The sequence below is a fragment of the Neobacillus sp. S1115 genome, from assembly GCF_055385565.1.
In genome coordinates, this window is record NZ_AP038275.1 from 1,914,961 (window position 1) to 1,937,723 (window position 22,763).

23 protein-coding genes and 1 other annotated feature are annotated in these 22,763 nt (G+C 41.3%); all 23 genes read left to right on the forward strand.

The window, feature by feature from the left end; genetic code table 11:
• Position 1 precedes the first annotated feature (1 nt).
• The 23 genes from mraY (at position 2) to ACZ5B7_RS09550 (ending at position 22,715) form a co-directional block, all read left to right on the forward strand.
• Positions 2–976, forward strand: coding sequence for a phospho-N-acetylmuramoyl-pentapeptide-transferase (mraY, locus tag ACZ5B7_RS09440; protein WP_213116420.1), 975 nt, complete (start codon positions 2–4; stop codon positions 974–976).
• Positions 977–2,329, forward strand: a complete 1,353-nt coding sequence (gene murD / locus ACZ5B7_RS09445; RefSeq protein WP_464493540.1) for a UDP-N-acetylmuramoyl-L-alanine--D-glutamate ligase — start codon at positions 977–979, stop codon at positions 2,327–2,329.
• A 150-nt stretch (positions 2,330–2,479) separates the two neighbouring features.
• Positions 2,480–3,544, forward strand: a complete 1,065-nt coding sequence (gene spoVE / locus ACZ5B7_RS09450; protein WP_378581848.1) for a stage V sporulation protein E — start codon at positions 2,480–2,482, stop codon at positions 3,542–3,544.
• Between the two features lie 147 nt (positions 3,545–3,691).
• Entirely contained in the window at positions 3,692–4,783 is a 1,092-nt protein-coding gene (murG, locus tag ACZ5B7_RS09455) for an undecaprenyldiphospho-muramoylpentapeptide beta-N-acetylglucosaminyltransferase (RefSeq protein WP_464493541.1), read from the forward strand.
• An 80-nt stretch (positions 4,784–4,863) separates the two neighbouring features.
• Positions 4,864–5,772 (forward strand): UDP-N-acetylmuramate dehydrogenase, encoded by a 909-nt coding sequence (murB, locus tag ACZ5B7_RS09460; protein ID WP_464493542.1) that lies wholly within the window; start codon positions 4,864–4,866, stop codon positions 5,770–5,772.
• A gap of 251 nt (positions 5,773–6,023) precedes the next feature.
• Positions 6,024–6,815, forward strand: coding sequence for a cell division protein FtsQ/DivIB (locus ACZ5B7_RS09465; RefSeq protein ID WP_464493543.1), 792 nt, complete (start codon positions 6,024–6,026; stop codon positions 6,813–6,815).
• Entirely contained in the window at positions 6,799–7,500 is a 702-nt protein-coding gene (locus ACZ5B7_RS09470; protein WP_213141307.1) for a DUF881 domain-containing protein, read from the forward strand. The genes ACZ5B7_RS09465 and ACZ5B7_RS09470 overlap by 17 nt, the downstream gene beginning before the upstream one ends.
• A 42-nt stretch (positions 7,501–7,542) precedes the next feature.
• On the forward strand, positions 7,543–8,274 hold the full coding sequence (locus ACZ5B7_RS09475; protein WP_464493544.1) for a DUF881 domain-containing protein: 732 nt from the start codon (positions 7,543–7,545) through the stop codon (positions 8,272–8,274).
• Positions 8,274–8,636 (forward strand): small basic family protein, encoded by a 363-nt coding sequence (locus tag ACZ5B7_RS09480; protein ID WP_213116413.1) that lies wholly within the window; start codon positions 8,274–8,276, stop codon positions 8,634–8,636. The genes ACZ5B7_RS09475 and ACZ5B7_RS09480 overlap by 1 nt, the downstream gene beginning before the upstream one ends.
• 121 nt (positions 8,637–8,757) lie before the next feature.
• Positions 8,758–10,053, forward strand: coding sequence for a cell division protein FtsA (gene ftsA / locus ACZ5B7_RS09485; protein ID WP_213140833.1), 1,296 nt, complete (start codon positions 8,758–8,760; stop codon positions 10,051–10,053).
• A gap of 41 nt (positions 10,054–10,094) precedes the next feature.
• Entirely contained in the window at positions 10,095–11,246 is a 1,152-nt protein-coding gene (ftsZ, locus tag ACZ5B7_RS09490; protein ID WP_423801641.1) for a cell division protein FtsZ, read from the forward strand.
• A gap of 372 nt (positions 11,247–11,618) precedes the next feature.
• Positions 11,619–12,557 (forward strand): sigma-E processing peptidase SpoIIGA, encoded by a 939-nt coding sequence (gene spoIIGA / locus ACZ5B7_RS09495; RefSeq protein WP_464493545.1) that lies wholly within the window; start codon positions 11,619–11,621, stop codon positions 12,555–12,557.
• A 45-nt stretch (positions 12,558–12,602) separates the two neighbouring features.
• A complete protein-coding gene (gene sigE, locus ACZ5B7_RS09500; RefSeq protein ID WP_213116408.1) occupies positions 12,603–13,322 on the forward strand; it encodes an RNA polymerase sporulation sigma factor SigE in 720 nt (239 codons plus the stop codon).
• A 169-nt stretch (positions 13,323–13,491) separates the two neighbouring features.
• Entirely contained in the window at positions 13,492–14,271 is a 780-nt protein-coding gene (gene sigG / locus ACZ5B7_RS09505; protein ID WP_149869517.1) for an RNA polymerase sporulation sigma factor SigG, read from the forward strand.
• An 820-nt stretch (positions 14,272–15,091) separates the two neighbouring features.
• Positions 15,092–15,355 carry a YlmC/YmxH family sporulation protein gene (locus tag ACZ5B7_RS09510; protein ID WP_213116407.1) on the forward strand — a complete coding sequence of 88 codons (264 nt, stop codon included), beginning with the start codon at positions 15,092–15,094 and terminating at the stop codon, positions 15,353–15,355.
• An 81-nt stretch (positions 15,356–15,436) separates the two neighbouring features.
• Positions 15,437–16,255, forward strand: a complete 819-nt coding sequence (pgeF, locus tag ACZ5B7_RS09515; protein ID WP_464493546.1) for a peptidoglycan editing factor PgeF — start codon at positions 15,437–15,439, stop codon at positions 16,253–16,255.
• Positions 16,256–16,263: 8 nt separating this feature from the next.
• The gene (locus tag ACZ5B7_RS09520) at positions 16,264–16,941 is read left to right on the forward strand and encodes a YggS family pyridoxal phosphate-dependent enzyme (protein WP_464493547.1); all 678 of its coding nucleotides are present in this window, start codon (positions 16,264–16,266) and stop codon (positions 16,939–16,941) included.
• Between the two features lie 10 nt (positions 16,942–16,951).
• A complete protein-coding gene (locus tag ACZ5B7_RS09525) occupies positions 16,952–17,404 on the forward strand; it encodes a cell division protein SepF (protein WP_464493548.1) in 453 nt (150 codons plus the stop codon).
• A gap of 4 nt (positions 17,405–17,408) precedes the next feature.
• A complete protein-coding gene (locus ACZ5B7_RS09530; protein WP_213116401.1) occupies positions 17,409–17,672 on the forward strand; it encodes a YggT family protein in 264 nt (87 codons plus the stop codon).
• A 28-nt stretch (positions 17,673–17,700) separates the two neighbouring features.
• Complete coding sequence (locus ACZ5B7_RS09535; protein WP_464493549.1) at positions 17,701–18,474, forward strand: YlmH family RNA-binding protein; 774 nt, start codon at positions 17,701–17,703, stop codon at positions 18,472–18,474.
• A gap of 81 nt (positions 18,475–18,555) precedes the next feature.
• Positions 18,556–19,071: a DivIVA domain-containing protein gene (locus ACZ5B7_RS09540; RefSeq protein WP_213116399.1), complete on the forward strand. Its 516-nt coding sequence runs from the start codon at positions 18,556–18,558 to the stop codon at positions 19,069–19,071.
• 48 nt (positions 19,072–19,119) lie between these two features.
• Positions 19,120–19,358, forward strand: a binding site (T-box leader).
• Positions 19,359–19,430: 72 nt separating this feature from the next.
• Positions 19,431–22,202, forward strand: a complete 2,772-nt coding sequence (ileS, locus tag ACZ5B7_RS09545) for an isoleucine--tRNA ligase (protein WP_464493550.1) — start codon at positions 19,431–19,433, stop codon at positions 22,200–22,202.
• Positions 22,203–22,421: 219 nt separating this feature from the next.
• The gene (locus ACZ5B7_RS09550; protein ID WP_213140825.1) at positions 22,422–22,715 is read left to right on the forward strand and encodes a hypothetical protein; all 294 of its coding nucleotides are present in this window, start codon (positions 22,422–22,424) and stop codon (positions 22,713–22,715) included.
• Positions 22,716–22,763 lie beyond the last annotated feature (48 nt).

A 22,763-nucleotide genomic window follows, 5' to 3' on the forward strand; every position in this document is an offset into this window, starting at 1 on the left:
TATGCTGGAGCAAGTTATATTTTTCACAATCATCATGGCGTTTCTAATATCGGTGCTGCTTTCACCAGTTTTTATTCCCTTCTTAAGAAGGTTGAAATTTGGACAAAGCATCCGGGAGGAAGGACCTAAATCACACCAGAAAAAATCAGGAACACCGACGATGGGCGGCATCATGATTTTATTTGCAATTGTCATTACAACGCTGGTGATGACGGGCAAATTTTCCGAACCGACAGTTAAAACGTATTTGCTGCTTTTGGTCACGCTTGGGTTTGGTTTATTGGGATTTTTAGATGATTTTATAAAAGTAGTCCTGAAGAGAAACCTGGGATTAACCTCCAAGCAAAAGTTTTTAGGACAAATTATTATTTCTGTTATATTTTACTTGGTGTACAAACAAAACGGGTTTTCAACCGAAATCATCCTTCCATTTACCGACAAGTCGCTTGATTTGGGATGGTTTTTTGTCATTTTTATTGTTTTTTGGCTAGTTGGATTTTCCAATGCGGTCAATTTAACGGACGGATTAGATGGTTTGGTGTCCGGTACTGCCGCTATTGCGTTCGGCGCGTTCGCCGTCCTTGCCTGGAATCAGTCGCAAATGGAAGTTGCGATTTTTTCTGTTGCCATTGTCGGTGCTGTCCTTGGCTTTTTGGTGTTTAATGCCCATCCGGCCAAGGTTTTCATGGGGGATACAGGCTCGCTTGCGCTGGGAGGGGCCATTGCCGCCATTTCGATCCTAACGAAGCTAGAAGTATTGCTCCTGATCATTGGCGGGATATTTGTGATTGAAACATTATCAGTCATTCTTCAGGTTGCTTCCTTTAAAACAACTGGAAAGCGCATCTTCCGAATGAGTCCCCTGCATCATCATTATGAGCTTGTCGGCTGGTCTGAATGGAGAGTAGTTGTTACTTTTTGGAGTGTCGGCCTAATTTTTGCGATTCTTGGAATCTATATCGAGGTGTGGTTGTAATTGAAGCAGATTGAATCTTATCGCCATAAAAAAATTCTTGTCTTAGGGTTAGCCAAAAGCGGAGTAACTGCCGCCGCTCTTTTACATAAACTTGGAGCCTTTGTAACAGTTAATGACAAAAAACCACTGTCGGAAAATCCTGAGGCTCAAGGGCTGTTAGAACAAGGGATTAAAGTAATTTGCGGGGAGCATCCGGTTGAACTGCTGGATGAAGGATTTGAGTTGATTGTCAAAAATCCCGGAATTCCATATACCAATCCAATGATTGAAGGCGCACTTGAAAAAAGTATTCCTGTCATAACTGAAGTGGAGCTTGCCTATGAAATCTCCGAAGCCCCACTTATCGGAATTACCGGAACGAATGGGAAAACCACTACGACAACCCTCGTTTATGAAATGCTGAATGAGGGTGGAAAGCAGCCGTTAATTGCAGGGAATATCGGGACAGTTGCTTCTGGTGTTGCTGAGATAGCGGGGAAAGACAATACCATTGTTATTGAATTATCATCCTTCCAGTTAATGGGGATTGATACTTTCAAACCGAAAATTGCTATTATTACAAACATCTATGATGCCCATCTGGATTATCATGGGACTAGAGAGGAATATAAAAAGGCAAAAGCAAACATTACGAAAAACCAAACAGAGGAAGATTATTTGATCGTAAATGCCGACCAGGAAGAAACTTTCGAAATGGCCCGCCATTCGAAAGCAAAAATCATTCCTTTCTCTACTAAAAAAGCGCTGATGGAAGGGGCCTGCATCAAGGACGGCTGGATTTGTTTTAATCAAGAAAAAGTCATGGAAATTGAGAAAATTGTTCTGCCAGGACGCCATAATTTAGAAAACATCTTATCGGCCATGGCTGCAGCCAAGCTTTCAGGTGTTGAAAATCATGCGATTCAACAGGTTCTTCTTACATTTACGGGAGTCAGACATCGATTGCAATACGTTGCTGAAGTGAATGGGAGAAAATTCTATAATGATTCAAAGGCAACGAATACGTTAGCAACAATCAAAGCACTTTCGGCATTTGACGGTCCGATTGTCCTGCTTGCAGGCGGTCTGGATCGGGGTAATGAGTTTGATGAGTTAATTCCTTACTTTAAAAATGTAAAAGCAATGGTTACATTCGGCCAGACAGCACCAAAGCTTGAACGCGTTGGGCAAGTTGCGGGAATAAAATGCATAAAGCGTGTCGATAATGTTGACATGGCTGTACCTGCTGCATTCGGATTTTCGGAACCGGGTGACGTTATTTTGTTATCTCCTGCCTGCGCCAGCTGGGATCAATATAAAAGTTTTGAAATCAGGGGAGACATTTTTATCGAAGCGGTGCATAGACTTAAGTAGGGGACTTGTCCAAAGAAAAGCTTCAAGCGCCTTCGGACCAAGCACAGCTTGGTTCTGCGATTGGCCTAAGAAGCTTTCCTTTGTGCCCTAAAACTTGTAGTTGAGGTGTTTGTGGTGCCGACAAAGAGAACAACTCCCGATTTTATTTTAATGATCGTTACCTTTACCTTGCTTGCCGTAGGGTTGATTATGGTGTACAGCGCGAGTGCAATCTGGGCTGAATATAAATTCGAAGATTCCTTTTTCTTTGCAAAACGGCAAACCTTATTCGCGGGTGTAGGCATACTGGCCATGTTTTTTATTATGAATATTAACTACTGGACATGGCGGACGTGGTCTAAAACTATTTTAATTGTTTGCTTTGTTTTATTAATTCTCGTCCTAATCCCAGGTATCGGAAATGTTCGAAACGGGTCACGAAGCTGGATTGGCGTAGGGGCGTTCTCGATTCAGCCGTCAGAATTTATGAAGCTTGCGATGATTGCCTTTTTGGCAAAGTATCTCTCGGAACGGCAAAAATTGATTACTTCCTTTAAAAAAGGACTTGTACCTTCATTGGGCCTCGCTTTCGTTGCGTTTGCAATGATTATGCTTCAGCCTGATTTAGGGACCGGTACCGTCATGATGGGCACGTGTGTGGTGATGATCTTTATCGCGGGGGCTCGCATCAGTCATTTTGCCTTTCTGGGACTCATGGGAGTAGCCGGATTTGTCGGCTTAATTGCCTCTGCTCCCTATCGGATTAAAAGGATCACGTCGTTTCTAGATCCGTGGTCCGACCCCTTGGGAAGCGGATTTCAAATTATTCAATCGCTTTATGCCATAGGCCCTGGCGGTTTGTTCGGACTTGGTCTTGGTGAAAGCCGGCAAAAGTTTTTCTACCTGCCAGAACCGCAAACTGATTTTATTTTCGCGATTCTCTCGGAGGAACTGGGCTTTATTGGCGGATCATTCGTTATTCTTTTATTTGCGCTTTTATTATGGCGCGGGATCCGTATTGCCTTAGGAGCACCTGACTTATATGGAAGTTTTCTAGCCGTCGGAATAATCGCAATGGTTGCGATTCAGGTTATGATTAATATAGGTGTTGTTACAGGACTGATGCCGGTTACGGGGATTACCCTGCCATTCCTAAGCTATGGAGGATCTTCCTTGACACTAATGCTAATGGCAATCGGTGTGCTCCTGAATATAAGCCGCTATTCAAGATATTAAAGAGTACCCTGTTGGTTGACAGGGTCTTTTTGTTTGTTTCTAATTTTCTTTTTTCATTACAAATAGATAACATTCTTTTTTCGATAGCTTTTTTCATATAATTTTTATAGTAGAATGTGTTTAGCTGACTTTTACGAGGTGAGAAATTTGAAAATAGCGGTAAGCGGCGGCGGTACAGGAGGTCATATATACCCTGCACTTGCACTTATTCGAGAAATCCAAAAGGAAAATAATCAAGCCGAATTTCTATACATAGGTACAAATAATGGTTTGGAGAGTAAACTTGTTCCCAGGGAAAATATCTCTTTTAAGTCTATCCACATTACAGGCTTTAAGAGAAAGCTATCCTTTGAAAATGTGAAAACGATTTGGCGGTTTCTTAAAGGAGTAAGAGACAGTAAAAAAATATTAAAAGAATTTAAACCGGACATAGTGATTGGGACAGGCGGATATGTTTGCGGACCGGTTGTCTATGCTGCTGCCAAACTGCATATCCCTACGATTATCCATGAGCAAAATAGTGTTCCCGGCTTAACAAACAAGTTCTTGAGCCGTTACGTCAGCAAAATTGCCATTTGTTTTGATGAAGCGAAGGAGTTCTTCCCTAAAGACAAAGTAGTCTTTACAGGTAATCCCCGCGCATCTGAGGTTATTGGTACGGATGGCATTAAGGGGCGGCTTTCTGCGGGTTTGAGCACAACTGAGCCTTGTGTCCTAATAGTTGGCGGGTCGAGAGGGGCGAGGCCTATAAACGAGGCGGTTATTAAGGCGATCCCTGAGTTTGCAGGTAAACCATATCAGGTGCTTTATGTAACCGGTGAAGTGCATTATGAAGATGTTAAAAAAGAAGCTGAATTGATTGGAAACCCCAAAAATGTCGTCATCAAACCTTTTATTCATAATATGCCCGAAGTTTTGGCAGGGACTGATTTAGTGGTAGCGAGGGCAGGGGCTACCACATTGGCAGAGCTCACTTCGCTTGGAATACCTAGTATTTTAATCCCAAGTCCGTACGTAACGAATAATCATCAAGAAAAAAATGCCAGGTCACTTAGCAGTCATGGAGCTGCACAAGTATTACTGGAAAAGGATTTAACCAGCGTGGCCCTTGTTAAGGAAATAGATCGGATTTTGCTAAATAAAGATATCCTGAAGGAAATGAAACAAAAATCCAGGGAAATGGGTGTTCCGGATTCAGCTGTTAGACTTTACAAAGTGATGAGGAATCTGATGAAATAATGGTAATCATTAGTAGCCCAAATTATTTTTTTGGCATAAACTAAAACGATATGTAAGTTAGGAAAGCTAGGTGGTATAAATTGGTTGAAGCTGTAAAAGAATTGCAAGAATTAAATATCGGAAAAGTGAAGATAAATGAACCTCTTGCCCATCACACCACAATTAAAATCGGCGGTCCCGCTGATATATTTATTGAACCTTCTTCTGTTGAAAATTTGCAAAAGGTAATGGAAGTTATTAGAAACCATCACTTAAATTGGCGGGCCATCGGCAGAGGCTCCAACCTTTTAGTGTCAGATAAAGGAATTGAGGGAGTTGTCATTAAACTGGGCAATGGTATCGATTCGCTTGAGATTAATGGAACTGAAATAACTGTTGGCGGTGGACATTCGCTTGTTAGTCTATCTACCCTAATTAGCAAAAAAGGTCTATCCGGTCTGGAATTTGCTAGCGGAATTCCCGGTTCTGTAGGCGGGGCCGTGTACATGAACGCTGGAGCGCACGGGTCTGACATCAGCAAGGTTCTTACAAAAGCCCATATCCTATTTTTGGATGGTTCAATGGAGTGGCTTTCTAATGAGGAGCTAGAGTTTTCTTATCGGACCTCCATTCTGCAGAATAAACGTCCGGGTATCGTCGTCGAAGCTGTATTTCAACTCGAGGCAGGAGAAAAGAACTCGATAGTAGCCCAGATGCAAAAAAACAAAGATTACAGAAAGGAAACTCAGCCTTGGAATTTTCCGTGTGCAGGCAGTATTTTTCGGAACCCGCTGCCTAATTACGCCGGAAAATTAATTGAAGTAGCAGGCCTTAAGGGCTTTAGTATTGGCGGTGCAAAGATTTCCGAAATGCATGGGAATTTTATTGTCAACGCCGGCAATGCCACGGCAGGGGATGTGCTTGCCTTAATTCAGCATGTTAAAGATACGATTTACCATTTATATCAAATAAAAATGGAAACAGAAGTTGAAATCATCGGGAGAAAATAAGCAAGGCCGCCTGTGGTATTTTCCTGACATTAGTTCCAAAATTTTACCCTTATTTTGAGCAAGAAATGTCTTACGAATGACAAATATTGTGATATAATTACTGGTAATATTATAGGGAAAATGCGGTAGAAAATGAATGACGGCATGACTTTTCGTGCCGTTGTTTCTCTTTCTTTGAAGCGTCTTCCAATGTTTTGGACAAGCAGGACAATAATAAAGGGAAACCACTTTTTATGGTGGAGGAATTATAAATGGAAAATGGAAAAATAGTTGCTCTAGAGGATCGAATTCCTAAATTAAAAGAACAAAGGCGGAAAAAAGCAAACAAAAGGCTTGTGCTTTTATTGTTTTTGTTTTTTACGATGATAGCAGCTGTTGCTTATACACAATCACCGTTAGCCCATATAAAAAAGATTACCATAAAAGGAAATGAGGTATATTCCCAAGCCGAAATCATCAAAACTAGCGGCCTTACGAACAGCACGAACATTTGGGAAGTCAGAAAGGATACAGTAGCCGACAACCTGAAACGGCTATCTGAGATTAATAGTGCAGAAGTTAAGGTTGTATGGCCGAATTCAATCATGATCCAAGTAAAAGAACATAAAAGGATGGCTTACCTATACCAAGACAATGCCTACCTTCCGGTGATGGAGAACGGAAAAATCCTAACCAATAAAAAAACTGATATAATTCCCAGCAATTCTCCGATTCTAGTTAAATTCAAAGAAGGACCAGTCCTCGATGAAATGGTTGAAGGGTTAAAAAATCTTCCGGTTGGAATTGTGAACTCCATTTCTGAAATTCATTACACTCCGAAAAAAACCGACAAATATCATATTACTCTTTTTATGAATGATGGTTTTGAGGTAAGTGCCACACTTAGAAGCTTTGCTGAAAAGATGGTCCACTACCCTTCCATAATCAGCCAGTTAGACCCAAATAAAAAGGGCATTATTGATTTAGAGGTAGGTTCATATTTTAAGGCTTTTGATACGGAAGTGGAGGAAAATAAAGTTGAAAATCATGAAGGTGAAGGGTAATCATCTCGTCTTATCCCTTGTCTGTTTAGTTTTGGGGTTCATCATGGCATTCTCCTATCATTTAACCCAATTGGAACATGAATCGGAAAGGACAAGCCTTTCTGATAACCAATATAAAACAACCTTAGCCTTACGAAACCAGTTAATTTCGCAGGAAGAGGAGAATCGAAAACTGCAAAAGGAACTGCGACAAAAACAGGCCAGTGTGACAGAAAATGAAAAAAACCTAGCAAAGGAAGCACAGGTGTTTACCAACCTTGCCGAGGATGCAGAAAAATACAGGATGTTTTTAGGTAAGGTAAAGGTTACGGGAAAGGGAGTAAAAATTACTCTGACTGATGGGGCTTACAATCCGAAAGAACAGAATATAAACAGTTATTTGGTTCATGAACATCATGTTTTCAAGGTGATCAATGAGCTTTACATATCGGGAGCGGCTGCGGTTGCGATAAATGGCCAAAGGTTAACGAGCCATTCTTATATTAACTGTGAGGGCCCTGTCATAACGGTTGATGGAGTGCAGCATCCAGCCCCTTTTGTCATCACAGCTATCGGAGACCCTGAGGTCCTTGCTTCATCTATTAACTTAGTCGGCGGGGTGAAGGATCAGCTGGTTAACGATAATATTATTTTCACATTAGAAAAAGAAAGTGAAATTGCTTTAAACCCTATTCTTGGCGGTTAATAATGTGTCCACGAGTATATATGAGAAGGCTGGGTGGAAAAAGTGGACAAACGGAAAATGAAAATAAACTTTACGCTGATTGCGGCGATAATTGGTTTTATGATTGCAGTCCAATTTCAAACGGTAAAAAAGCCTGAGGACAGGGATACAAGGGATATTTGGCAGCTTAGAGAAGCCTTGTTAAAGGAAAAGGAGCTGCAATCTAATTTATTGAATGAAATTCGATCAAATGAGGAAAAACTATCAGCCTATAAATCTAAAAGGGAGCAAAGCAAAGAAAAGGCTCTGCGTGACACCCTAAATGAATTAAAGACAGACGCGGGCTTAACAGAAGTAACTGGCCAGGGAATTACTTTAATGATTGAACCTGTCATGGAAAATATTCAACTTGGGGAAACGACAAAGAATGTTGTTTCACCGGAACTCTTGAAAAGGCTGTTAAATGAGTTAAACATGTATGAAGCCAAATATGTTTCGATTGATGGCCAAAGGGTTATTAATACGACTGTTATCCGGGATATCAACACCGAAACCAAAATTGATGGCCATACCATAAAGGAACTGCCAATCGAGGTAAAAGTAGTCGTCAATGATCTTAGTACGGCTGAAAAATTATATAACCGAATGAAAGTTTCCAAAGCGAGAGACGAATTTTTCACGGAGAACTTAAGGCTCGATGTGAATGCACCAAATCCGGAAATAACAGTCCCAGCTTATCAGAATCCAATTCGCATCCGGTATATGGAGCCGGTTAAAGAGGGGAGCGGTTCCTAATGTGGCTTCCGGTCATGGGATTAATAATTGGCATTATTCTAGGCTTGCTGACAGAAATTCGGATTCCTGAAGAATATTCCAATTATTTGTCGATTGCTGTCTTAGCTGCACTCGACACATTATTCGGAGGAATCCGTGCCTATTTGCAAAATATTTATGATGAAAAGGTCTTTGTTTCTGGATTCTTTTTTAATATAATACTTGCTGCAAGTTTAGCTTTTCTCGGTGTTCATCTTGGTGTAGACTTGTATTTAGCAGCGGTTTTTGCGTTTGGCGTAAGGCTTTTTCAAAATATTGCTGTAATTCGTCGAATTTTGTTAACGAAATGGTCAACAAAGAAAGAAAAATTAGAAAAAAGTTGAAAATTTTTAAAGGGAATCATTTAGTTTTGACGAATATTTTTATAAGATATGACTATGAATAATTCATTTGGACAAATAAATTGTTGTTCAATAAAAGGGAAATTAAAGGAGGTGCCAGAGAATGAACAGCAATGAAATATACGTAAGTCTTGACATCGGTACATCCAGTGTAAAAGTAATCATTGGTGAAATGGTCAATGACTCAGGAAAAGGCTCGTTAAATATAATTGGAGTTGGCAACGTAAATTCTGAAGGCTTGCGCAAAGGCTCAATCGTCGACATGGACGACACCGTTCATTCTATTAAAAGGGCGATTGAACAAGCGGAAAGAATGATTGGAATGGAAATTCATGAGGTTGTTGTCGGTATACCGGGACACAATATCATGATGCAGCCCTGCCACGGAATTGTAGCAGTCTCTGGTCAAAACCGGGAAATTACGAACGATGACGTTGCACGTGTTATTGAAGCGTCCTATGCTGGTTCTATACCACCTGAGAGAGTGAATATGGGGGTTATCCAAAGGCAATTTATTTTGGATGGAAAAGATGAAATCAATGACCCTCGCGGGATGATAGGTGTCCGCCTTGAGATGGATGGAACACTTGTGACCGGATCAAATTCAGTTCTGGCAAATATCATTCGCTGCGTTGAGCGCGCCGGACTTCAATTTTCAGATATTATTCTTCAGCCTTTGGCAGCGGGAGATTACGCTTTATCAAAGGATGAAAAAAATCTTGGCGTCGCCATGATTGATATGGGCGGCGGCTCGACTACAATTGCGGTTTATGAGGAAGGCTATTTAAAAGCTACAAGTGTCATTCCTGTAGGTGGGGATTTGCTCACGAATGATCTATCTAAAGTGCTGCACACATCCACGGAGGATGCAGAAAATATAAAATTAAAATATGGACATGCATTCTATGATCATGCATCTGAAGATGAATTTTTCAGTGTACCGATTATCGGAAGCGACCAGCATCAACAATTTAATCAGCTTTATGTATCAGAGATTATTGAAGCCAGAATGGAAGAGATTTTTGAGCTTATAGCAAAGGAATTAAAACGCATGGGCGTGTCCGACCTGCCAGGCGGTTTCGTGTTAACGGGCGGAACAGCCAATATGCAGGGGTTACTGGAACTTGCTCAGGATATGTTTAAAAATCCCGTCCGCATTGCCCGTCCCGATTATATAGGTGTAAGAGAGCCTCAATATACAACAGCGGTTGGCTTGATAAAGTATGCTTACAAGAATGCTAGATTACCAGGGAGCGTGGCGAGCCCGCAATCCGCAGTTTCAGAGCCAGTCGAAAAGAGGGCCCCGAAGCAGCAGCAGCCAAAAACAAAAGTAGAAAAGCATCCGGAAGAAAAAATGACTTCAAGAGTAAAAAAATTCCTTGGATACTTTTTCGAATAAGTTAAATTGAAAAGGATATCGAAGAATTAGGAGGATTTTTCATGTTAGAGTTTGATACAAATTTAGATTCTCTTGCCACAATAAAGGTAATCGGGGTTGGCGGCGGCGGTAATAATGCAGTAAACCGAATGATTGAGCATGGTGTGCAAGGTGTGGAATTTATTGCAGTGAATACAGACGCACAAGCGTTAAATCTTTCAAAAGCAGAAGTAAGAATGCAGATCGGCGCTAAGCTAACCCGTGGTCTTGGGGCAGGGGCAAACCCTGACGTGGGGAAAAAGGCCGCTGAAGAAAGCAAAGAGCAACTTGAGGAAGCATTGCGCGGTGCGGATATGGTGTTCGTTACAGCCGGTATGGGCGGCGGTACTGGAACTGGTGCTGCACCTGTAATTGCTCAAATTGCCCGTGATTTAGGAGCTTTGACAGTAGGAGTAGTTACCCGTCCGTTTACGTTTGAAGGCAAAAAGCGGGCAACACAAGCCTCCGGCGGAATCGGCTCAATGAAAGAGGCAGTGGATACACTAATTGTGATTCCAAATGACCGCCTGCTTGAAATTGTGGACAAGAGCACTCCAATGCTTGAAGCATTCCGTGAAGCGGATAATGTTCTTCGCCAAGGTGTTCAAGGTATTTCCGATTTGATTGCCGTGCCTGGTCTTATTAACCTGGACTTTGCCGATGTTAAAACGATTATGTCGAATAAAGGTTCTGCTTTAATGGGTATCGGTGTATCTGCAGGTGAAAACCGTGCTGCAGAGGCGGCGAAGAAAGCCATCAGTTCTCCTTTATTGGAAACTTCCATTGACGGTGCTCAAGGTGTCCTAATGAACATTACCGGCGGAACGAACTTAAGCCTTTATGAGGTTCAAGAAGCTGCAGATATCGTTGCTTCTGCTTCCGACCAAGAAGTTAATATGATCTTCGGTTCTGTCATCAACGAGAACCTTAAAGATGAGATTATCGTAACAGTAATTGCTACAGGCTTTAAGGAAGAGGTAATCCAGCCAAAGGTAACACGTCCAACTTTTGGACAAGTTAAACCTCCAGTCGGCGGCGTCAAGAGAGAGCCAAAACGCGAAGAAGCACCACAACAGCAGGCTCCACAACAAGAGCCAGTTCGCAATAATAACAATTACCAGGAAGACACACTCGACATCCCAACCTTCCTGCGCAACCGCAACAGAAGACGATAAAAATTTTATATTAAATAAATGAAAAAGGTATGGCCTGATATAAAAAGGCTGTACCTTTTTTTATTTTCAATGTTGGAACCTATTATAAAACATTTGGTTAATTGCTGCGGAAAGCGAAGTGCTTCCTCCTAAAAGCTAATGCTTTCACTCGTGCGATGCCAATGCTGCAGAAGCTTTCCTTATGGAGCAGCAATCAACCAATAAGTAAAAGAGAGTAATTATTCTATTTTCAATGTGACAAAATCCGAATAGAATAGGGAAAATTTCTGTTTTTTTGATTACAGAAAGTGACACACTTCAGACATACATCTAAGGTATACTTTTCCATAATCAGAATAATAGAAAGGGCCTTGTAGAAGGAGGAAGCGTTTTTTGATTGTCTATTTGGATGTGATTTGGGCTCTAAACCTGCTATTTGATAGTCTTCTCCTTTTTTTAACAGCTATTATTCTCAAAAGAAGGATTCGGCTGTGGAGAATCTTTGCCGGGGGATTCATTGGTTCACTGATCATTCTATTATCTTTTACGCCAGTAAATGCCATCTCCGGCCACCCGCTTTCAAAACTGTTATTTTCGATTGTGATGGTCTTAATAGCCTTTGGGTATAAGCGTTTGTCCTTTTTTATAAAGGCATTGATGACGTTATATGTGTCAACTTTTTTAATTGGCGGCGCATTAATGGGTGTTCATTTTTTTATCCAATATGACCCAAAACTTACCGTCGGTGTTCTAAAGTCGAGTGTGTTGGGATTTGGCGATCCGATTAGCTGGCTGTTTGTCCTTATCGGGTTTCCTGTTGCGTGGCACTTTTCAAGAAAAAATATTGAAAGCATGGAAATGACAAAAATTCAATACGATCAAATTGTAACTGTAACCGTAGTGATTGAGGAACAAACTTTATATTTGAAGGGCTTAGTCGATAGCGGCAATCAGCTATATGACCCTCTGTCAAAGCTACCTGTCATGTTTGTTTCTATTAAGAATCAATTTGATAACATGTCGGATCTAATTAAGAAAATGGCGTCGGACCCTGAAGCACTTGTATTAGGCAATTCTGAGTTCCCCGAAGAGTGGCAGAGCAGAATGAGAATTATCCCTTACCAGGTAGTAGGCCAAACCTCTCAGCTCATTATTGCGGTTAAACCCGATAGGATATTGATTGAACATAATGGTTTCGAATACTTGTGTGATAAGGGGCTGGTAACATTTACACTTCAGCAGCTTTCATCTGATGATGTATTTCAGTGTATTGTTCATCCAAAAATGCTAACCGGGCCAAGGCAGAATGGGGAAACAGTGAAGGTAAGTTAATATTACTATACTCAGAAAAACAAAATTTTAGAAGGAGGAATACACATGAAAAAATGGAGACTTCGCTTATCCTATTATTGGTATAAACTATTAATGAAATTAGGTCTAAAAACAGATGAAATATATTATATTGGCGGAAGCGAAGCCCTGCCGCCTCCTTTAACAAAAGACGAAGAAGAAATGTTATTAAAGAAACTGCCTGGCGGCGATAAGGCGGCAAGATCGATATTAATCGAGCGAAATCTCAGACTCGTAGTCTATATCGCCAGGAAGTTTGAAAATACCGGCATCAATATTGAAGACTTAATCAGCATTGGGACAATTGGCTTAATTAAGGCCGTTAATACATTTAACCCGGAAAAGAAAATTAAACTGGCTACATACGCTTCAAGATGTATCGAAAATGAAATTCTCATGTACCTTAGACGCAATAATAAAATCAGGTCAGAGGTTTCCTTCGATGAGCCGCTTAATATTGATTGGGACGGCAATGAGCTGCTTTTGTCAGATGTTTTGGGAACGGATGACGACATCATTACAAAGGATCTTGAAGCAAATGTAGACCGAAAACTGTTAACCAAAGCATTGCATCAGCTTAGCGACCGGGAAAAGCAAATCATGGAGTTAAGGTTCGGTCTGACAAATGGGGAAGAAAAGACACAGAAGGATGTTGCTGATATGCTTGGCATCTCCCAATCCTATATATCTAGACTGGAAAAAAGAATTATTAAAAGGCTCCGCAAGGAATTTAATAAAATGGTCTAAAAGACAGAGAATAGAAAAAATTTTTTCCATAAAAAAGCTTTGAAAAATATTGCCTCTAATGCATTTTTCGACAATAGCTTACTTTTCCTTCCATCCATCAAGTGCATATTTTTCCTCCTCAAGGAGATACTGTTTTTTGTACAGCAGCTCTCTCGAGGAGGGAAAAGAATTGACTCGAAATAAAGTAGAAATTTGCGGTGTAGATACATCAAAACTTCCTGTACTGAAAAACGAAGAAATGAGAATACTCTTCAAGCAAATGCAAGAGGGCGATATAACCGCCAGAGAAAAGCTAGTAAACGGCAATTTACGCCTCGTATTAAGTGTTATCCAACGGTTTAATAACCGCGGCGAGTTTGTTGATGACCTGTTTCAGGTTGGCTGTATTGGACTGATGAAGTCTATCGATAATTTTGATTTAGGTCAAAACGTGAAGTTTTCCACCTATGCCGTGCCGATGATTATTGGCGAAATCCGGCGCTATTTGCGTGACAATAATCCGATCCGAGTATCTCGCTCTCTTAGGGATATTGCTTATAAAGCCCTCCAGGTAAGGGAGAGGCTGATGAGTGAAACCTCTCGGGAACCGACTGCTGAAGAAATCGCGAAGGTCCTGGAAGTACCCCATGAGGAAATTGTCTTTGCGCTAGATGCAATACAAGACCCGGTATCACTTTTTGAACCGATTTATAATGATGGCGGGGATCCAATTTATGTAATGGACCAGCTAAGCGATGAGAAAAATAAAGATATCCATTGGATTGAAGAAATCGCCCTTAAAGAGGGAATGAGAAGATTAAACGAACGAGAAAAATTGATTTTGAGAAAGCGTTTCTTTCAGGGGAAAACACAAATGGAAGTTGCGGACGAAATTGGCATCTCCCAAGCGCAAGTATCCCGCTTAGAAAAAGCAGCAATCAGACAAATGAATAAGAATATCCAAAGCTAAGCTGCCTTTTAAGGGCAGCTTATTATATTGCCGGGAAAGAGTTTTCTCAGCAATTTTTTATGTTCTAACCCCGATATTTTTGATTGTCCCTGCTAATGGGCCTGTTGATTTCCGCTCCGGGCACTCGCTTTCCGCGGGGAGGTCCTGGAGCCTCCTCGGCTCTGAAAGCGCCTGTGGGGTCTCAAGTGACCTCTCTATCCCGCAGGACACTGAAAGGCTTCCTTGATTCTGCCCACGCACGAAGGAAATGCGATAGCATTTTCGAGGAGTCGAGTGCCCTCCGCTCCAATCAACAGGGAGGCAAACCATATAAAGATTTGCCACACAATTTTTCTAATCACCTGCATCCTACAATTCCCCGTTTTTTTCACAAAAGCTTTATGAGAGACATTTCTTTTTCGGATTCCTTAAATTTTGTCCTTCATCGCTTTTATAAGGGAAATTGCCGCCATAAACCGAAACTTTTAAAATAAGAATTCCTCATTGTATTTATGTATTGTGAGTTGAAGGTCTTTATTGAATACACCTGTTGATTGGCGCGGAAGGCACGAAGACTCCTGCGGGAGTACGGGGCAGGGGAGACCCCGCAGGAGCTTTAGCGACGAGGAGGCTCCCCGGCACGCCAGCGGAAAGCGAAGTGCCTGGAGCGCCAATCAACAGACCTACTGAAAGCTTTAAATTTTTTAAAATAGGAAAATTACACGGTGAGTTAATAACGAAAATAAGTGAAATAAAAGGCTAGCTCATTTTTTCCCTTTCTAATTTAGGAAATACAAACATATATTTTTTATAGTATCGTAAGATTGGGAGTGGTTGTTTAATGGTTAAAATTTCCGACTTTCAGATAAAAGATGTTGTGAATGTTTCAGATGGCAAAAGACTAGGGAATGTTGGAGATATAGAAATTAATTTAACGACGGGAAAAATAGAAGCGGTTGTCATTTCCGGAAACGGGCGCGTGCTTGGCTTTTTTGGGAAGGACGAAGATATAGTGATCCCGTGGAAAAACATTATCAAAATTGGTCAGGATGTCATCTTGGTCCGCTATAAAATCAGCGATGAAAAAATAACGGAAGAAGAGTAGCCTTTGCATGAAATAAAACTGCTTCGGTGACCAATGCCCGGTTTCATGGTAAACTATAGAAAAAAGTTCAGGGGTAATGGAATGGAACCATTTATTATAAAGAATGAATCTTTATTAACCATCGACTGTTGGATGAATAGTAACCCCGGCCTTGTTGCCGGAATAACAACCAAGCTGGGGGGACAAAGTAAAGGCAGCTTTGAAGCCCTGAATCTCGGCTTTCATGTTGGTGATATTTTCAATGATGTTTGCTCAAATAGAATGAAAGTTTCCGAACTGCTTGATTTTCCATTAGATTCATGGGTTAGCGCTGAGCAAACACATGATATTTTCCTGCAAAAAATAACAAAAGCAGATCGCGGGCGAGGGTCTATTTCCTACGAACAGTCTTTTAAGAGCACGGACGGCTTCTATACAAATGAAGAGGGAATATTGTTAACGCTCTGTTTTGCCGACTGTGTCCCTCTTTTTTTTATTGCTCCCGAATATCGGATGATTGGGGCGGCACATGCTGGATGGAAGGGGACGGTAGGACAAATTGCCCGTGAGATGATAAAAAAATGGGAAGAGGAAGGCATCAAGGCTGAGAAGGTTTTTGTCACAATCGGTCCATCAATCTGCGAAAAATGTTATATTGTGGATGAACGTGTCGTTAACTTGGTTGAAAATATACTAGAAGATGTCGATAGAAAACCCTATAATTTAATTAGTGAAGGTCAATATTCATTAAACCTAAGGGAATTGAACAAGCAGATTCTTGTCAAGTCAGGAGTACCGAATGAGAATATAATCGTCACCGATTATTGCTCAAGCTGTAACAACCATTTGTTTTTTTCCCACCGGAAGAGCCATGGCAAAGCCGGAAGAATGTTAAGCTTTATTGGCTGGAAGGAGAATTAGAACCGCTTATGAGAGTAACAGCAAAGTATGAACTTATTAGACAGCAAATAAATGAAGCGTGCGAAAAGACAGGCAGGAAACCAGATGAAGTAACTATAATTGCCGTTACAAAATACGTCAGTACCCAAAGAGCGCAAGAAGCGCTTGATGCAGGCATTCAGCATCTTGGCGAAAACCGAGACGAAGGAATGCTTGAAAAATGGGAAGTTCTTAAGGACAAGCCAATTTGGCATTTTATTGGAACCCTGCAGACACGAAAGGTAAAGAATATTATCGATAAAGTGGAGTACATTCATTCCCTTGACCGTCTTTCTTTGGCACAAGAAATAAATAAACGTGCCAATTCAAAAGTAAAGTGTTTGGTACAGGTTAATGTAGCAGAAGAGGACTCAAAGCACGGTTTAGCGGTTGAAGAAGTGATCGACTTTATTAAATCACTTGGCTCCCTAGAAAATATTATTGTTGCTGGTTTAATGACAATGGCCCCACTCACGGACGATGAAGAAGTCTTGCGTGATTGTTTTCAAAAACTTAGAGAACTTCGTACTCAAGTTCAATCCTGTCACTTAGACTATGCTCCTTGTTCAGAGCTGTCAATGGGGATGTCTAATGATTTTGCCATTGCCATCGAAGAAGGGGCTACGATGGTAAGAATAGGTACAGCGCTTGTTGGTGAAGCTGGTTAGGAGAGTTGATATGACAATTAAATCTAAACTAAAAACATTTTTCTTTTTAGATGACGACAACGATGAGCAAAATGAAGATTATAGTGATCCGAAGGAACCAATAAAGCAGAAAAAACAGCCGTTAAAAAGTCATAATGTAGTCAGCCTGCAAAGTGTGCAAAAGCCCCCTGTCCAAGTAAAGCCCTCAAAGCTTATTTTGGCGGAACCGCATTCCGAAACTGAGGCAACCGAGATTGCCGACCATCTAAAAAACCGCCGTCCGGTTGTGGTGAATTTGCAGCGGATTGATCAAGAGGAAGGCCGGCAGATCGTTCATTTCTTAGGAGGAGTAGTATATGCTCTCGGTGGGGAAATCCAGAAAATTGGCGCCAATATATTCTTGTGCACCCCGGATAATATGGAAGTATCGGGGAATATTTCGGAACTGCTCCCTGACCACGAAAATATGAATACGAGGTGGTAAAGAGATGTTTTTTGTTATCGGTTTAATACAAAAACTCATTTGGGCTTACTCGTGGGCATTAATTATTTACATATTGATGTCCTGGTTTCCGGGTGCTAAAGAATCCGCGATCGGTCAATTCTTAGCAAGAATTTGTGAGCCATATTTGGAACCATTCAGAAGGATTATTCCCGCAATCGGCATGATTGACATTTCTCCGATTGTCGCATTTCTTGTGCTCAACTTTGCAACACGGGGCTTAAGCTATGTAGCTGTCTGGCTCTCATAATAATTAAAAATAGGTTGGTTTTTAGAGCATGAATATATATCAGCATTTTCGTCCAGAAGAACGGGATTATATTGACCAGGTCATGCAGTGGAAAAACACTGTCGAGCTTCAGTATGCCCCGAAATTAACGGACTTTCTTGACCCAAGAGAACAGCATATCTTAAAAACGATCATCGGTGAAAATGGTGATGTAAAATATCAACTCTTTGGAGGATGGCCAGGAGCAGAACGAAAAAGGGCTTTTCTTTTCCCGGAATATCTAGTCCCAGCTCAAGAGGATTTTCAAATCAGCTTGTTTGAAATTGACTATCCAAAGAAGTTTGTCAAAATTGAACATCCCAACGTCTTAGGCACATTGATGTCGTTGGGCCTAAAACGTGGGAAATTTGGCGATATTCTTGTCGATGATGGAGAAATCCAGTTCTTGGCAGCCAAGGAAATCGGCGGCTATATCAGCAGTAATCTTGAATCAATCGGTAAAGCAACGGTTCAATTAATCGAGAAGCCGCCCGAAAACATAATTTCTCCTAAAGTATTATGGGAGGAACGTGAATTAACAGTATCTTCATTAAGGCTGGATACTGTTATTTCTGGTGTTTATAATCTTTCCCGGCAAAAATCGCAAAACTATATTGCCGCAGGCCTAGTTAAGGTCAATTGGACTCAGATTGAAAGCCCGGCCTTTGTTTGTGAAATTGGCGATATGCTGTCAGTCCGGGGCCATGGAAGGGTAAGATTGTCCAGTATTGACGGAAAAACAAAGAAAGAAAAATGGCGAATTTCTGTCGGAAGACAAAAATAATTTATTTTCTTGCAGGATTTTCGAAAAACTTGTCGAATATTCACATTTACATATATTGCACAGATTGTTGGAGGTGGCATCATGCCGTTAACGCCGTTAGATATTCATAATAAAGAATTTAATAAAGGATTTAGAGGGTATGACGAGGATGAAGTAAACGAATTTCTTGATCAGGTAATCAAGGATTACGAACTTGTCCTAAGAGAGAAAAAAGAATTGGAAGAGCGCTTAACTGACCTGCAGGAACGTTTAGGGCATTTTACAAGTATTGAAGAAACACTTAATAAATCGATTGTGATTGCCCAGGAGGCAGGGGAAGAAGTAAAACGCAATGCCCAAAAGGAAGCGAAGCTAATCGTCAAGGAAGCGGAAAAGAATGCGGACCGTATCGTTAACGAATCCCTATCTAAAGCGAGAAAGATTGCTCTGGAGATAGAAGATTTAAAGAAGCAGTCGAAAATTTTCCGCACCCGTTTCAAAATGCTGATTGAGGCACAGCTCGATATGCTGAATACTGACGATTGGGATCACCTTTTAGAGTACGAACTTGATGCCACCGAGCTGAAAATCCACGAAGAAGAGGATTCATTAGCTTGACGAACAGCTAATTAGTAGCATATAATTTCTTAACAGATTAATTGAATGAAAATGACGAAGACAGGGACAGTACAATTTTTCAAAAAAGCTTATTAGCGAGTCGGGGATGGTGGAAGCCCGATAAAGCCGAAAGATTGGAAAATCACCCTCGAGTTCCGAGGTCGAACCTCTATATTTAGACAGTAGACTAAGGCGTGTATTCACGTTACGAATTCGCAAGAGGATAGAATAAGACAGTTCTATCAATCAGGGTGGTACCGCGGGAATAAAACCTTCTCGTCCCTTTTTTGGGATGAGAGGGTTTTTTTATTTGCAAGAATGTCAATTCTGTTCAATAGAAAGGTATTGGAGGAAATAAAATGGAATACAAAGACACGTTATTAATGCCGCAAACGGATTTCCCAATGCGCGGTAATCTTCCGCAAAGAGAACCGGATATGCAGGCAAAATGGGAAGAAATGAATATTTACCAAAAAGTACAGGAGCGCACTAAAGGGCGTCCGATGTTTGTTTTGCATGATGGCCCTCCATATGCAAATGGTGACATCCATATGGGCCACGCCCTAAATAAAATCTTAAAGGATTTTATTGTCCGCTATAAGTCAATGAGCGGCTATCATGCCCCATATGTGCCGGGCTGGGATACGCACGGTCTGCCGATTGAACAGGCTTTAACCAATAAAGGGGTTAAACGGAAAGAAATGTCCGTAGCTGAATTCCGCCAGCTTTGTACAGAATATGCGCTTGAGCAGATCGACAATCAACGAACCCAGTTTAAACGCCTTGGTGTCCGCGGTGATTGGGAGAATCCGTACATCACTTTAAAGCCTGAATACGAAGCCCAGCAAATTAAGGTTTTCGGAGAAATGGCGAAAAAAGGTTATATCTATAAGGGATTGAAGCCAGTATATTGGTCTCCGTCAAGTGAATCCGCTTTGGCTGAGGCAGAAATTGAATATAAAGATAAACGTTCACCGTCCATTTATGTTGGTTTTCCGGTGAAGGATGGCAAGGGAGTTCTTGATACGGATACGGAAATCGTCATCTGGACAACAACCCCATGGACCATTCCTGCCAACTTGGGAATTTCGGTTCATCCTGAGCTAACATATGTGGTTGTAGCGGTAAATGATAAAAAATACGTTGTGGCTGAAAGCTTATTGGAAAGTGTAACGAATGAAATTGGCTGGGAAGAAGCGGCCGTTCTTAAAAAGGTCAAAGGGGCTGAGCTGGAATATGTTGTAGCCCGTCATCCACTTTATGACCGTGATTCTCTTGTCATGTTAGGCGAGCATGTGACAACGGATGCTGGTACTGGCTGCGTTCACACTGCTCCTGGTCACGGGGAAGATGACTTCCATGTTGGTCAAAAATACGGCTTGGATGTACTTTGTCCAGTTGATGATAAAGGAAATATGACAAATGAAGCACCGGGATTTGAAGGGTTATTTTACGATGAGGCCAACAAACCGATTTCCCAAGCCTTAGAGGAAAAAGGAGCTTTGTTAAAGCTTACATTTATTTCCCACTCCTATCCACATGACTGGAGAACAAAGAAGCCGGTTATTTTCCGGGCAACTGCACAGTGGTTTGCGTCCATTAAAGATTTCCGCGAGCAATTGCTCGAAGCTGTGAAAGAAACAAAATGGGTGCCGGCTTGGGGCGAAACAAGGCTTTTCAATATGGTCCGTGACCGCGGCGATTGGTGTATTTCCCGCCAGCGCGTCTGGGGTGTGCCAATTCCGGTATTCTACGCTGAAAATGGTGAAGAAATCATTACTGACGAAACAATCGAACACGTTTCTAATTTATTCCGCGACAATGGCTCAAACATTTGGTTTGAGCGTGAAGCAAAAGACCTGCTTCCGGAAGGGTTTACGCATCCTGGCAGCCCGAACGGCAAGTTTACGAAGGAAACCGACATTATGGACGTTTGGTTCGACTCCGGTTCTTCCCATCAGGCTGTACTGCTTGAAAGAGAAGACTTGGTGCGCCCTGCCGACCTATATCTTGAAGGTTCTGACCAATACCGCGGCTGGTTTAACTCGTCTTTATCTACTGCAGTTGCTGTCACAGGCAAGGCTCCATATAAGGGAGTATTAAGCCATGGATTTGCTCTTGATGGTGAAGGTCGAAAAATGAGTAAATCATTAGGTAATGTCGTCGTTCCGGCGAAGGTTATGAATCAATTGGGAGCAGATATTTTACGCCTATGGGTGGCTTCGGTTGATTATCAATCAGATGTCCGGGTATCGGATGCAATTTTAAAGCAGGTTGCTGAAGTATATCGGAAAATCCGCAATACATTCCGCTTCTTGTTGGGTAATTTAGCGGACTTTGACCCGGCTGTTAATAAGGTTGCTTACGAAAACCTTCGTGAAGTAGATCAATTTATGCTGGTTAAATTAAATAAGCTGATTAAGAGTGTTCGCAATTCTTATGAAAATTACGATTATGCAGGTATTTACCATGCTGTCAATAATTTCTGTACGCTTGATTTAAGCGCGTTTTACCTAGATTTTGCAAAGGATGTTCTGTACATTGAAGCAGTTGATCATCCAGAACGTCGGGCGATTCAAACCGTTTTATATGAATCATTGCTTGCTCTGACCAAATTGGTTTCGCCAATCCTTTCTCACACTGCAGACGAGGTATGGAAATATATTCCGAAGGTTCAGGAGGAAAGTGTTCAGTTGACAGATCTTCCAGAATATCAAGAACTTCCTGGTGCTAAAGAGTTGGAGGAGAAATGGTCTGCATTCATGAAGCTTCGCGATGATGTCTTAAAGGCACTTGAAGAAGCCCGGAATGCAAAGGTGATCGGTAAGTCATTAACAGCGAAAGTAACCTTATACGTAAATGATAATACAAAAGCGCTGCTCGATTCTGTTTCAGAGAACTTGAAACAATTGTTTATCGTATCCGGTTTTGAAGTGGCTGGTGCTTATGATGAGGCACCTGAAGATGCCTTGAAATTAGATACAGCTGCCATTGTGGTCACAAAGGCAGAAGGTGAAACCTGTGAACGCTGCTGGGTAGTGACACCTGATGTCGGCCAAGATGCGGAGCATCCAACTCTTTGCCCGCGCTGTGCCCAAGTTGTAAAAGAAAATTATTCACACTTAGCGTAAATAGAAAGGGGCTGACTTGTCAGCCTCTTTCATTTTGCTAATAAAAAAGTATAAATTCAACTACGCCTCATGAACCGTCCTATCGGACTCGCCAATCGGTGAGTTTTCATTTATTTTCCACCTCCGTTAATTGTTGTTGCTGATGTCAAATTATTATCCGGGTCAATGGAAAACGATCGGTAATAATAAAACAAATAACATAACGGAGGTATTAACACTATGAATGCAATGCAGGAAAAGCTGTTTCAAGAACTCCGTCAAACAAAAACAGAAATCGAAAGGTCATTAAAGAACAAACAAACAGAGAATTGGTTTACAACTATTTTAGAGGAAGAAATGGCGGACATTGATTTGGCGCTGAAAAAAATCGAAGAAGGAAATTTCGGACATTGTGAACTTTCCGGTGAATTATTACCCCTCGACTTGTTAAATTTGATTCCAACCATTAGAACAGTCAATGATCCCAGCTTGCTTGGCGGCTATTGCAAGAAACCGATCTTCCCCACTCTGTAATTTTTGTTTCATTGTGATATAGCGATTAAGTATGCTAAACTAGGGGAG